The organism is Mycolicibacter senuensis (genome assembly GCF_003284925.1).
GTDB classification, from domain to species: Bacteria; Actinomycetota; Actinomycetes; order Mycobacteriales; family Mycobacteriaceae; genus Mycobacterium; species Mycobacterium algericum_A.
The window spans coordinates 1-12,456 of the sequence record NZ_QMEX01000110.1; the positions used below are offsets into that span (position 1 = coordinate 1).

Below are 12,456 nucleotides of genomic sequence, written 5' to 3' on the forward strand. Positions count from 1 at the left end.
GCGCGCTGTACCGCGGCCCCCTCCGGATTGGAGGTGGCGGCCAGCACGAACACCCCGCGCCGGTGCGCGGCGGCGGTGTCCAGCAGCGGCCGCAGCGATCCGAAACCCAGGTACGGCGACGCCGTGACCGCGTCGGCGGCCAAGGGTGACTCACCGGCCCAGGCCGCGGCGTAGGCGGCCATCGTCGAGCCGATGTCGCCGCGCTTGGCGTCGGCCAGCACCAGCACGCCGGCCTCGCGAAGCGCCGCGATGGTGCGCTCCAGGACGGCATAGCCGGCCGATCCGTAGGCCTCGAAGAACGCCACCTGCGGCTTGACCACGGCGAACCCGGCGAACGCCGCGACACACGTCTCGCTGAAGGCCGCCAGGCCTTCCGGTGTCGACGGCAGTCCCCAGGCGGTCAGCAGTTCCGGGTGCGGGTCGATGCCCAGGCACAGCGGCCCGCGGGCCGCCGTGGCCCGGGCCAGCCGAGTCCCGAACGCCTCGGATCCCGGAGCCACTAGTGCCCGCCGAGCGTGCTGTGCAGCTCCTGCAGCGAGCGCACCCCGATATCGCCCCGGATCCCCGCCTCGATGCCCTGCACCGCCGCGGCGGCGCCCTGCACGGTGGTGACACAGGGGATGTTCATACTCACCGCGGCCGAGCGGATCTCGTAGCCGTCCACACGCGGACCGGAGTTGCCGTAGGGGGTATTGATCACCAGATCGACCTCGCCGGCCCGGATCGCGTCCACCGCGGTCAGCTCCGGACGCTGCGGGCTGGGCTCCTCGAAATTCTTGCGCACCACATCGCACGGAATACCGTTGCGGCGCAGCATCTCCGCGGTTCCCTCGGTGGCCAGCACCCGGAAACCCAGGTCGGCCAGCCGTTTGACCGGAAAGACCAGCGACCGTTTGTCGTGGTTGGCCACCGAGACGAATACCGTGCCGTCGGCGGGCAGCGACCCGTAGGCGGCGGTCTGGCTCTTGGCGAACGCGGTGCCGAAGTCACGGTCGATCCCCATCACCTCACCGGTGGACTTCATCTCAGGGCCCAGCAGTGAGTCGACGCCCGAGCCGTCGGCGCGGCGGAAGCGATGGAAGGGCAGCACCGCCTCCTTCACCGCGATCGGGGCGTGCGGACCGACGCTGGCACCGTCACCGGAGGCCGCCAGCAGCCCCTCGGTCCGCAGTCCGGCGATGGTGGCGCCCAGCATGACCCGCGCGCAGGCCTTGGCCAGCGGCACCGCGGTGGCCTTCGACACGAACGGCACCGTCCGACTGGCCCGCGGGTTGGCCTCCAGCACATAGAGCACGTCGTCCTTGAGGGCGAACTGCACGTTGAGCAGCCCCACCACGCCGACGCCGTGAGCGATCGCCTCGGTGGCGCGGCGCACCTTCTCGATGTCGCTGCGGCCCAGCGTCACCGGCGGCAGCGCGCAGGCCGAGTCCCCGGAGTGGATGCCCGCTTCCTCGATGTGCTCCATGATCCCGCCGATGTAGACCTCGGTGCCGTCGCACAGCGCGTCGACGTCGATCTCGATGGCGTCCTCCAGGAAGCGGTCGACCAGCACCGGATGCTCCGGCGTCAGCAGCGCCGCCCGGGTGATGTAGCCGCGCAACGTCTCCTCGTCGTAGACGATCTCCATGCCGCGGCCGCCCAGCACGTACGACGGCCGCACCAGCACCGGGTAGCCGATGTCGGCGGCGATCCGTTTGGCCTGCTCGAAGGTGGTCGCGGTGCCGTAGCGCGGGGCGGGCAGTCCGGCCGCTGTCAGCACGTCCCCGAACGCGCCGCGGTCCTCGGCCAGATCGATGGCCTCCGGGGTGGTTCCGACGATGGGGACGCCGGCGTCGGCCAGCCGCTGGGCCAGCCGCAGCGGCGTCTGGCCGCCCAGCTGAACGATGACACCCACCACACCGGGACCGCCCGAACCGGACTGCTGCTCGGCGTAGTACACCTCGAGCACGTCCTCGAAGGTGAGCGGTTCGAAGTAGAGCCGGTCGGCGGTGTCGTAGTCGGTGGAGACGGTCTCGGGGTTGCAGTTGACCATCACGGTCTCGAAACCGGCCTGGCTCAGCGTGATCGCGGCGTGCACGCAGCTGTAGTCGAACTCGATGCCCTGACCGATCCGGTTCGGCCCGGAGCCCAGGATGAGCACCTTGGGTTTGACGTCCTGGGGGGCCACCTCCGTCTCGGCGGCCGGATCGAGCTCGAAAGTGCTGTAGTGGTACGGCGTTTTGGATTCGAACTCCGCCGCGCAGGTGTCCACGGTCTTGAATACCGGGTGGATGCCCAACCGTGACCGCAGCAACCGCACCCCGTCCTCGCCGGCCAGCTCCGGGCGCAGCGCGGCGATCTGATGGTCCGACAGGCCGTTGTACTTGCAGCGGCGCAGCAGGTCGGCGTCGAGCACCGGGGTGTCGACCACCTCGGCGCGCAGCGCCACCAGGCCGTTGATCTGGTCGACGAACCAGGGATCCACCCCCGACGCCGCGGCGACCTGCTCCACGGTGGCGCCCAGCCGCAGCGCAAGTTCGATGTCGTAGAGCCGGCCCTCGGTGGGTGTGCGCAGCCGGTCGAGGGCGGCGTCGGCGGAGTCTTCGTCGGGGTCGGGCTGGGTCCAGAACCCGGCACGGTCGCTCTCCAGCGAGCGCATCACCTTGCCGAGTGATTCGATGAAGTTGCGGCCCAATGACATCGCCTCGCCCACCGACTTCATCGTGGTGGTCAGCCGCGGATCGGCGCCGGGGAACTTCTCGAACGCGAACCGCGGCGCCTTGACCACGACGTAGTCCAGCGCCGGCTCGAAACAGGCCGGGGTCTCTCCGGTGATGTCGTTGACGATCTCGTCGAGGGTGTAGCCGATGGCCAGTTTGGCGGCGATCTTGGCGATCGGGAAGCCGGTGGCCTTCGAGGCCAGCGCACTCGACCGTGACACCCGCGGGTTCATCTCGATCACGATCAGCCGGCCGTCTTCCGGGTTGACCGCGAACTGGATGTTGCAGCCACCGGTGTCCACCCCGACCTCACGCAGGATCGCGATGCCCAGGTCACGCATCCGCTGATACTCCCGGTCGGTCAGCGTCATCGCCGGGGCGACGGTCACCGAGTCGCCGGTGTGCACACCCATCGGATCGACGTTCTCGATCGAGCAGACCACGACGACGTTGTCGTTGGCGTCGCGCATCAGCTCGAGCTCGAATTCCTTCCAGCCGTAGATGGATTCCTCGATCAGCACGTTGGCCGTCGGGGAGGCGGCCAGGCCGTCACCGGCCATCCGGGCCACCTCGTCGAGGCTGGCAGCCAGGCCCGAACCCAGGCCGCCCATGGTGAAGGAGGGCCGGACCACGACCGGCAGGCCGAGCTCGGCGACGGTTTCGGTGACCTCGGCCATGGTGTAGCAGACCCGGGAGCGGGCCGACTCGCCGTTGACCCGGGCGACGATGTCCTTGAACTGCTGACGGTCCTCGCCGCGCTGGATGGCCTCGAAGTCGGCGCCGATCAGCTCGACACCGTAGCGTTCCAGCACGCCGTGCTCGTGCAGCGCCACGGCGGTGTTCAGCGCGGTCTGTCCGCCCAGCGTGGCCAGCAGCGCGTCGATCTTGTTGCCGCGCTCGGCCTGCTGGGCGATCACCTTCTCGACGAACTCCCAGGTGATGGGCTCGACATAGGTGTGGTCGGCGTATTCGGGGTCGGTCATGATCGTGGCCGGGTTGGAGTTGACCAGGCTCACCTGCAGGCCCTCGGCCTTGAGCACCCGGCACGCCTGGGTGCCGGAGTAGTCGAACTCGCAGGCCTGGCCGATCACGATCGGCCCGGATCCGATCACCAGCACGTGGCGCAGGTCGGTACGGCGCGGCACTAGCTCTCTCCTCTTCTTGCGCGAGGGTGCGCAGATGTACGCTCGCCCGCGGCGTGTCGTGTGCAAACACGCACGCTCGCGCGGGTGGGGGCCGGGACTCTCACTGCTTCTCCCCTGCCATCAGGTCGACGAACTGGTCGAAAAGGTGTCCCGCGTCGTGCGGTCCGGCCGCGGCCTCGGGGTGGTATTGCACCGAGAAGGCTCGGCCGTCGGCGAGTTTCACGCCCTCGACGACCCCGTCGTTGGCGCAGGTGTGGCTGACCACCGCCGGGCCGAAGTCGGTGTTGAAGACCTCCCCCGCTTCTCCTTCGAGGGCGAATCCGTGGTTCTGCGCGGTCACCGCGACCCGTCCGGTGGCGTGGTCGATCACCGGGATGTTGATGCCGCGGTGCCCGAACTTCATCTTGTAGGTCTTCAGCCCCAGGGCTCGGCCCAGGATCTGGTTACCGAAACAGATGCCGAACAACGGGATTCCGGCGCCGATCACCTCGCGTGTCAGCGCCACCAACCGGTCTGCGGTGGCCGGGTCCCCGGGCCCGTTGGACAAAAACACCCCGTCGGGCTTGAGGTCGCCGAGCGCGGCGAAGTCCACCGATGAGGGCAGCACGTGGCAGCGGATGCCGCGCCGGGTGAAGTTGCGCGGCGTATTGATCTTGATGCCGAGATCCAGCGCGGCCACCGTGAACCGGTGCGCCCCGTCGGGCTCGACGACATACGCGGTGTCGGTGCTGACCTGCCCGGCGAGGTCGGCGCCGAGCATCGAGGGCTGCTCACGCACCCGGCTCACCAACTCCTCGGGCGCGGCCAGCGCATCGCCGGAGAACACCCCGGCCTTCATCGCGCCGTGGTTGCGCAGATGCCGCACCACGGTGCGGGTGTCGACGCCGGCCACCCCGACGATGCCCTGGCTCACCAGTTCCTCGTCGAGGGTTCCGGTTGCCCGCCAGTTCGAGGCGCGTGGCGACGGGTCGCGGACCACGTAGCCGGCCACCCAGATCTTCTCGTCGCGGCTCTCACTGTCCTCGCGATTCCAGCCGGTATTGCCGATCTGCGGTGCGGTGGCCACCAGGATCTGCCGGTGGTAGCTGGGGTCGGTCAAGGTCTCCTGGTAGCCCGACATCGCGGTGGAGAACACCGCCTCGCCCAGGCTCTGCCCCACGGCCCCGAACGGCCGTCCGGTGAAGATCCGGCCATCTTCTAAAACCAGCACCGCGCGCGGGTTCATGTGTTGTCGCCTTCCAGCCAGCGGGTGTGTTCGGAACGGTCGTCGGCGCGGAAGCCGGTGTCGATCTCGGTGCCCGACGGCAGTCGCCAGCGAATCACCAGCACCCCGTCGTGGGCTCGGGTCGGGATGGCCCGGCCGGCGATACCGCGTTCGGTGCGGACCGCCAGGATCGCATCCTGCGGAATCCAGATCGGGCGGGCGCCGCTGCGCTGCACCATGATTCCCTCCGGGTAGCGGGTCAGCACCGCCTTGGTGCGGTAACCCAGGTCGCCGACGACCACCCGGTCGTTCCACTTCGGCGCGAGCGTGCAGCCCAGGTACTGGCCGCGGGTGGCCGCCACGATGGGCGGGCCCACCATGTCGGGCACCGCGGGCAGCGTGCCGATCAGGGCCTCCTGCAGCTGGCCCCGCCGGCGCCAGCCGCGCATCATCAACCGGATCAACCACCCGATCACCAGCACCAGCACGACCGCGAAGATCAGCGACGCGACCATCGTGGGCGTGTTCATGCCGGGATCTTCCCGTCCCGCGCGGTCACCCGGCCGCGGAGCAGGGTCGCGGTGACGGCGGCCGGCAGCGTCATCGCCTCATACGGGGTGTTGGCCGACCGGCTGGCCAGCCGGTCGCCGGCCACCACCCAGCTCGCCTCGGGGTCCACCACGGTCAGATTGGCCGGTTCACCGACCTCCAGTGGACGGCCCTGATCGGGCAGGCCGACGATCTGTGCGGGCCGTTCGCTCATCACCCGGGCCACGTCACGCCAGCTGAGCAGCCCGGGCGCCACCATGGTCGCCACCACCACCGACAGCGCCGTCTCCAGCCCGAGCATGCCGGGCCGGGCGACGGCGAACTCGCAGGCCTTCTCGTGTTCGGCGTGCGGGGCATGATCGGTGGCCACACAGTCGATGACGCCATCGGCCAGTGCCTGGCGCAGCGCGGCCGCATCGGCGGCCTCCCGCAGCGGCGGGTTGACCCGGTTCCTGCCGTCATAGTCGGCCAGCCGGCTGTCATCGAGCATCAGATGATGCGGAGTCACTTCGGCGGTCACCGAGATACCTTGCGCCTTAGCCCATTTGAGAAGTTCCACCGTGCCCGCGGTAGATGCGTGACAGATGTGCAGGCGGGCACCGGCGTCGCGGGCCAGCAGGACGTCGCGGGCGACGATCGACTCCTCGGCGACGCGCGGCCAACCGGCGAGCCCCAGCCGGGCGGCGTTGGGCCCCTCGTGGGCGACCGAGCCGACGGTCAGCCGGGGCTCCTCGGCATGCTGGGCGATCAGCACCCCCAGTCCGGTGGCGTACTCCAGGGCGCGACGCATCACCAGCGGGTCGGCCACGCACACCCCGTCGTCGGAGAACATCCGAACACCCGCGGCGCCCGCGGCCATCATGCCCATCTCGGTCAGTTGTGTCCCGCCCAACCCGACGGTGACCGCACCGACCGGGTGCACATCGACCAGGCCGACCTGCCGGCCGCGCTGCCAGACGTGGTCGGTGACCACCGGGGAGTCGGCGACCGGATCGGTGTTGGCCATCGCGAAGACCGCGGTGTAGCCGCCGAGTGCAGCTGCGGCCGAACCGGTTTCAATGTCCTCGGTGTATTCGCGACCCGGTTCGCGCAGATGGGTGTGCAGGTCCACGAAGCCGGGCAGCAGTACCTGCCCCGGCGCCTCGACGACATCGCATCCGGCCGGGGTGCCGAGGTCCGCACCGATCTCGGCGATCTGGCCGTCTTGTACCAGCACCTCGACCCGGTCGCCCTCGCCGTAACACCGCACCCCGCGGATCAGCACGCTCACGGCGCTTCGTCCTCTCCGGCCGACCCGGCCGCCTCCGGTCCCGCCGCGGCCTGACTGCCCACCAGCAGGTGGAACAGCACTGCCATCCGCACGTGCACCCCATTGGAAACCTGTTGCAGCACTGCCGATTGCGACGAGTCCGCGACCGACGAGGCGATCTCCATGCCACGCAGCATCGGCCCGGGGTGCAACACCACCGCGTCATCGGCCAGCATGGCGCGGCGCTTCTCGCTCAATCCGTAGCGCACCGAGTACTCGCGCGCCGAGGGGAAGAAGCCACCGGTCATCCGCTCGGCCTGCACTCGCAGCATCAGCACCGCGTCGGCGGCCGGCAGCTCGGCGTCGAAGTCGTGGCTCACCGTCACCGGCCAGTCGGCCACCCCGACCGGCAGCAACGTCGGGGGGGCCACCAGCACTACCTCGGCGCCCAGCGTCGCCAGCAGTCGCACGTTGGAGCGGGCCACCCGGCTGTGCACGATGTCGCCGACGATCACCACTCGGCGGCCATCGATCGCTCCGAGCCGCTGCCGCAGCGTCAGCGCATCCAGCAACGCCTGGGTCGGGTGCTCGTGGGTGCCGTCGCCGGCGTTGATCACCCGCGGACCGCCTCCCTCGGCGCCTGCGGTCCACTCGGCGAGCAGCTGTGCAGCACCGGACGCCGGATGCCGGATGACCAGTGCGTCGGCGCCGGCGGCGCGCAGCGTCAGCGCGGTGTCACGCAGCGACTCCCCTTTGCCCACCGAGGATCCCGACGCGGACACATTGACGACGTCGGCGCTCATCCACTTGCCGGCCACCTCGAACGAGACCCGGGTGCGGGTGGAGTTCTCATAGAACATCGTGATTACGGTGCGTCCGCGCAGCGTGGGCAGCTTCTTGACCTCGCGGCCGACCAGGGCCTGCGCGAACCGGTCGGCGTCGTCGAGGATGGCGGTGGCCTCGTCGCGGCTCAGGTCGCCGGCCGCCAGCAGGTGCCGGGCGGTCATCGGGTGATCACCACCGCGTCACGGCCGTCATGTTCGGCCAGCAACACGTGCACGCTCTCACCGCGGGAGGTCGGCACGTTCTTGCCGACGTAGTCGGCGCGCACCGGCAACTCGCGGTGGCCGCGGTCGACCAGCACCGCCAATTGCACGATCCGCGGCCGGCCCACGTCGCGCAGCGCATCGAGGGCGGCCCGCACCGACCGGCCGGCGTAGAGCACGTCGTCGACCAGGATCACGCACGCATCGTCGATACCACCGGCCGGGATCGAGGTGGATTCCAGCGGACGCGGCGGCTGGCGCATCAGATCATCTCGGTACAGCGTGATGTCCAGGGCGCCGTGCCCGACCTCGACCCCGCAGAATTCGCTGATCTTGGCGGCCAGGCGATCGGCCAGGGTGACTCCGCGGGTCGGAATGCCCAGCAGCACCACCCGGGGAGCGGCGGGATCATCGGCGCCGCGAGCCTCGTCCAAGGCGGTCTTCTCGATGATCTGATGCGCGATACGAGAGATCGTGCGACCCACATCCGCCGCGGACATCAATTCCCGGTCGGTGCTGGAATTACCGGCAGCGCCCATGCGAAACCGCTGGACCTCCTTCTCCGCCTCGCGGGACGGCTCATTAAAGGATGTCGAACTGCCGGGTAGCTTAGCACCCCGCCCGGCGTGGCCGTGCCGGCTGGGCGCCCGCCGACCGACGCTGGTCCCCGTGGCGGCGACCCGCAGCGCCCGGCTCCGCCGCGCTCGCGATCGCCGCTAGCCTGGGCGGGTGAATCTGGACCTCAACCGGGCGCCACTGGCCGAGGCCTGCGACACCGGCCTGCTCGCCGGCGCGGTGACAGTCGTCTGGCAACGCGGCAAGCTGCTACAGGTCAACGAGATCGGTTACCGCGACGTCGGGGCGCAACTGCCGATGACCCGCGACACGGTGTTCCGGATCGCCTCGATGACCAAACCCGTCACCGTGGCCGCCGCGATGAGCCTGGTCGATGAGGGCCGGCTGCGGCTGAACGATCCGATCGCGCACTGGCTGCCGGAGTTCGCCGCGCCCAGCGTGTTGGTGGACCCGGCCGGGCCACTGGATCGCACCGGCCCGGCCCGGCGAGCGCTGACGATCGAGGATCTGATGACGCACCGCTGCGGCATCGGCTACGGCTTCTCGACGCTCGGGCCGATCGCGCGGGAGTATCAGCGGCTGCCGTTCGGGCGCGGCCCGGATGCCTGGCTGACCGCACTGGCCGCCTTACCGCTGGTGGATCAGCCCGGCGAGCGGATGACCTACGGGCACGGCACCGACGTGCTGGGCGTGCTGCTGGCCCGCGTCGAGGGCAAGCCGCTGCCGCAGGTGCTCGACGAACGGATTCTCGGGCCGCTGGGGATGGTCGACACCGGGTTCTGCGTCTCGCCGGCGCTTCGCGGGCGCAGCGCCACCATGTATCGCATCGACGGCGACACGCTGCGCGACGACACGATGGGACCGATGCCGATCACCATGCCGGCCTTCCCCAACGCCGGTGGCGGGCTGATGTCGACTGCCGACGACTATCTGGCTTTCGCACGAATGCTGTTGGCCGACGGCGTGTTCAATGGCACCCGGGTGCTCTCGGCGGAATCGGTGCAGGCGATGCGCACCGACAAGCTGACCGATGCCCAGAAGCGCCACCCGTTCCTGGGGGCCCCGTTCTGGGTCGGCCGCGGATTCGGCCTCAACCTGTCGGTGGTGACCGACCCGGCGAAATCCCAGCCGATCTTCGGTCCCGGGGGCGCGGGCACGTTCAGCTGGCCGGGCGCCTACGGAACCTGGTGGCAGGCCGATCCGGCGGCGGATCTCATTCTGCTGTACCTGATCCAGAACTCCCCGACGCTGTCCACCGAGGCGGCCGTCGCCGTGGCCGGCAACACCTCGGTCGGCAAACTGCGAGTCGCGCAACCGAAGTTCGTGCGCCGGACCTATCGCGCCCTCGGGATATGAGCCGCGATCAGATCATCGCGATCGGGGAGATCTGCACTCCGGCCTCCAGCGCGCCGGACAGTTCGCGCGCCACGTCGTAGTCGAAAACGACGTGCCCGCAGATGATGTCGACGTCGCGTTTGATCCGCTGCAGCGGGTTGTCCACGAAATGCACACTGGCCCCGGATGCCTCGAGCAGATCGGCGATCACGCTGCGGGATTCGTGCACGATGTGGGCGGCCGCGGCGCGCGCGTCCGCGCGGGCGGCTCGGCCGATCCGTTCGCCGCTGCGAACCGCGGCTTGGATGCCGGCCACCGTGTCGTCGCGTAGCCCTCGCAGCGCGCGCAGCCGTACCCTCGCGTCGCCGAGTCGGATCTGCGCGGCGGGCTGGTTCTTCTGTGCCGCACCGGAATAGGCCAACACCCGTTCGCCGAGACGCTGGGCGTAGAGGTCGGCCACCCGTTCGGCCGAACCCAGCGCGGGCATCGCCGCCACCATCGCCAGCGCCGGCACCATCGGCCACCGGTATGCCGGGGCGTCGTGCAGCGCGGCACCTGGCGCGGTGCCCGAATAGATGTCGACGACTTTGACCAGCCGGTGCTGCGGCACCCAGACGTCGTCGACGACGACGTCGTTGGAACCGGTGGCTCGCATACCGGCGGTGTGCCAGACGTCTTCGACGCTGATGTCGGCGGCCGGTAGCAGCACCAGCGCCGGATAAGGCGCGTCGTCAGGGCCGCAGATACCCCCCACCAGGATCCAGTCGGCGTCGGCGACCCCGGTCGCCCAGGACCATCGGCCGCGCAGCCGGATGCCATCGCCGTCGGGCACCCCGCGACCGGTCGGGGCCAACGGCGCCGGGCACAGCACCGGCCCGGAAGCGAACACCTCGTCCTGGGCCTGCTCGCCGAAGAGCGCCAGCATCCAGTTGTGCAGGGTGTAGAAGCCCAGTGTCCAGGCACTGGAGGCGCAGCCGTGCGCCATCGCTCGGATCGGCTCGAGGATCTCCGGAAACTCTGCCTGCTGACCGCCGTAACGCGCCGGCAGCAGCAGACCGGCCAACCCGGAGCGCCGGTAGTCCTCGATGGTCGCGGCCGGCAGCCGCCGCAGGTCTTCGGCCTCGGCCGCGCGGTCGGCCAACCGATCGATGAAGTCCGCGGTGACCGGCGGTGTCGTCATCCCGGGAACCTACCATACCTTTTAGTATGGACACTCAGTGTCGCAGCATCACGTCCAGGAACTGCTCACGCCGGCCGACGGCGCGCGGACTGGGCCGCGAGCCGGCCAGGTGCAGGAATCCGATGCCCGCGGCGAACGTGGCGTTGGCCCGCATGTCGGCGGCGTCCGGGTCGAAGCCGTCGTCGAGAAACACCTGACGGACCGCCGCGAGCACCCGCCGATCCGAGCTGCGCACCGCTTCGGCGACGCTGTCCTCCGAGCGCGCCCACTCGCGCATCGCGCGTTCCAGCATCCAGTGCCGCGGGCCGACCAGCGAGGTCATCATCCGCGAGAGCCGTTCGCGCGGCGGCAACGCCGACAGCGCATCGAAGTCGCCGCGGTCTTCATCACGCACGGCGGCCCAGGTGTCGACCAGGGCCTGCCGGTAGGTCTTCATGTCGGCGAAGTGCCAGTAGAAGCTGCCCTTGGTGACTCCGAGACGCCGGCAGAGCCGATCGATGGTCAGCGCTTTCAGCCCTTCCTCGGCCAGAATGCGGAACCCGGCCTGCACCCAGTCCTGCACGGACAGGCGCGCATTGGTGGAGGCGTCGGCCATGCCGAGTCAGGGTACTGATCCCGGCGCGCGCCGCATACCGTTTCCACCGTTGTCGACCAACTAGCCGCCCGAGTGCACGCCCGCTTCCAGCAGTGCCCGACGCGCATAGGCGCGAACGTCGGCGTCGCTGTCCTTGACGGCGATACCCAACGCATCGCGTGCGGCGCCGTCCGAGGCCGTCCAGCGTGCCAATCCCAGCACCGCGGCTTTGCGCACGTCGAGATGCGGATCCTCGAGGGCGAATGTCAGCCGGGGCACCGCCTCGGCGGCGGAAGCGCCGGCCAGCGCCCGCGCCGCGCCGACCCGCACCTGCCACGCCGACTCCGTCAGCGCCGGTGCCACCACGGCGATGTCCTCGTCGCCGCAACCGATCTCACCGAGCGCTGCCAAAGCGGCGGCGCGCACCAGCGGGTCTGGGTCCCCGATCAGGTCGCGAACGGTGTCGGCCCCGGCCCGCAACGTCGCGCACGCGTTGGCGACCGCGATGCGCACCTCCCGGTTGCCGTCACCGGCGGCGGTGGCCACCGTCGATGCGTCGTCGACCGACACCAGCGCACGCACCGCCTCGATGCGCACCCGGTGGTCCGGGTCGGCCAACGCAGCGCGATAGTGCGCCGGGTCTCCGACGCGCCGGCTGGACAGCAGATACACCACGCACGCCCGCACCACCGGGTCCGGGGAGTCCAGCTGCGCGCCGGCCGCTGCCGGGTTGGTCACCACTTCGACCAGTTCGCGTGCGCCGTCGGCGGCGGTGCGGCGCACCGCGGCGTCGTCGTCGGCGAGCGCGTCGAACAATGCGCTGGCGTATCCGTCGGGGGTGTGCTCGGTCAGCGCGGCGACCGCGGTGCGCCGCACCGCCGGATCGGGGTCAGCGAGGA

At 70.2% G+C, this 12,456-nt stretch carries 11 protein-coding genes; 1 reads left to right on the forward strand and 10 read right to left on the reverse strand.

Translation table 11 applies throughout. The features are described 5' to 3' along the window. The 7 genes from pyrF to pyrR form a co-directional block, all read right to left on the reverse strand. Positions 1-500: orotidine-5'-phosphate decarboxylase (gene pyrF / locus DQP56_RS18655; RefSeq protein ID WP_112687945.1), on the reverse strand; the 500-nt coding region annotated here is incomplete at its 3' end. Continuing rightward, positions 500-3,844, reverse strand: coding sequence for a carbamoyl-phosphate synthase large subunit (gene carB / locus DQP56_RS18660; protein ID WP_112687927.1), 3,345 nt, complete (start codon positions 3,842-3,844; stop codon positions 500-502). The genes carB and pyrF, both read right to left, overlap by 1 nt. A 100-nt stretch (positions 3,845-3,944) precedes the next feature. Further along, a complete protein-coding gene (gene carA, locus DQP56_RS18665; protein WP_112687929.1) occupies positions 3,945-5,069 on the reverse strand; it encodes a glutamine-hydrolyzing carbamoyl-phosphate synthase small subunit in 1,125 nt (374 codons plus the stop codon). Further along, a complete protein-coding gene (locus DQP56_RS18670) occupies positions 5,066-5,578 on the reverse strand; it encodes a PH-like domain-containing protein (protein ID WP_112687931.1) in 513 nt (170 codons plus the stop codon). The genes carA and DQP56_RS18670 overlap by 4 nt, the downstream gene beginning before the upstream one ends. Next, a complete protein-coding gene (locus DQP56_RS18675; RefSeq protein WP_112687933.1) occupies positions 5,575-6,867 on the reverse strand; it encodes a dihydroorotase in 1,293 nt (430 codons plus the stop codon). Before DQP56_RS18675 ends, DQP56_RS18670 begins: the two co-directional genes overlap by 4 nt. Then, on the reverse strand, positions 6,864-7,853 hold the full coding sequence (locus DQP56_RS18680) for an aspartate carbamoyltransferase catalytic subunit (protein ID WP_112687935.1): 990 nt from the start codon (positions 7,851-7,853) through the stop codon (positions 6,864-6,866). The genes DQP56_RS18675 and DQP56_RS18680 overlap by 4 nt, the downstream gene beginning before the upstream one ends. Beyond that, on the reverse strand, positions 7,850-8,431 hold the full coding sequence (gene pyrR / locus DQP56_RS18685) for a bifunctional pyr operon transcriptional regulator/uracil phosphoribosyltransferase PyrR (RefSeq protein ID WP_112687937.1): 582 nt from the start codon (positions 8,429-8,431) through the stop codon (positions 7,850-7,852). Before pyrR ends, DQP56_RS18680 begins: the two co-directional genes overlap by 4 nt. Before the next feature lie 190 nt (positions 8,432-8,621). Between pyrR and DQP56_RS18690 the strand changes: the two genes are divergently transcribed. Next, positions 8,622-9,824, forward strand: a complete 1,203-nt coding sequence (locus DQP56_RS18690; protein ID WP_112687939.1) for a serine hydrolase domain-containing protein — start codon at positions 8,622-8,624, stop codon at positions 9,822-9,824. A gap of 7 nt (positions 9,825-9,831) precedes the next feature. Here DQP56_RS18690 and DQP56_RS18695 read toward each other — a convergent pair whose 3' ends face one another. From DQP56_RS18695 to DQP56_RS18705, 3 genes are all read right to left on the reverse strand, one after another. Then, positions 9,832-10,983, reverse strand: a complete 1,152-nt coding sequence (locus DQP56_RS18695; protein ID WP_112687941.1) for an acyl-CoA dehydrogenase family protein — start codon at positions 10,981-10,983, stop codon at positions 9,832-9,834. 34 nt (positions 10,984-11,017) lie between these two features. After that, positions 11,018-11,578 carry a TetR/AcrR family transcriptional regulator gene (locus DQP56_RS18700; protein ID WP_112687943.1) on the reverse strand — a complete coding sequence of 187 codons (561 nt, stop codon included), beginning with the start codon at positions 11,576-11,578 and terminating at the stop codon, positions 11,018-11,020. 60 nt (positions 11,579-11,638) lie between these two features. Beyond that, positions 11,639-12,456, reverse strand: an 818-nt coding sequence (locus DQP56_RS18705; RefSeq protein ID WP_205868916.1) for a HEAT repeat domain-containing protein, incomplete at its 5' end; no start/stop codon positions are given.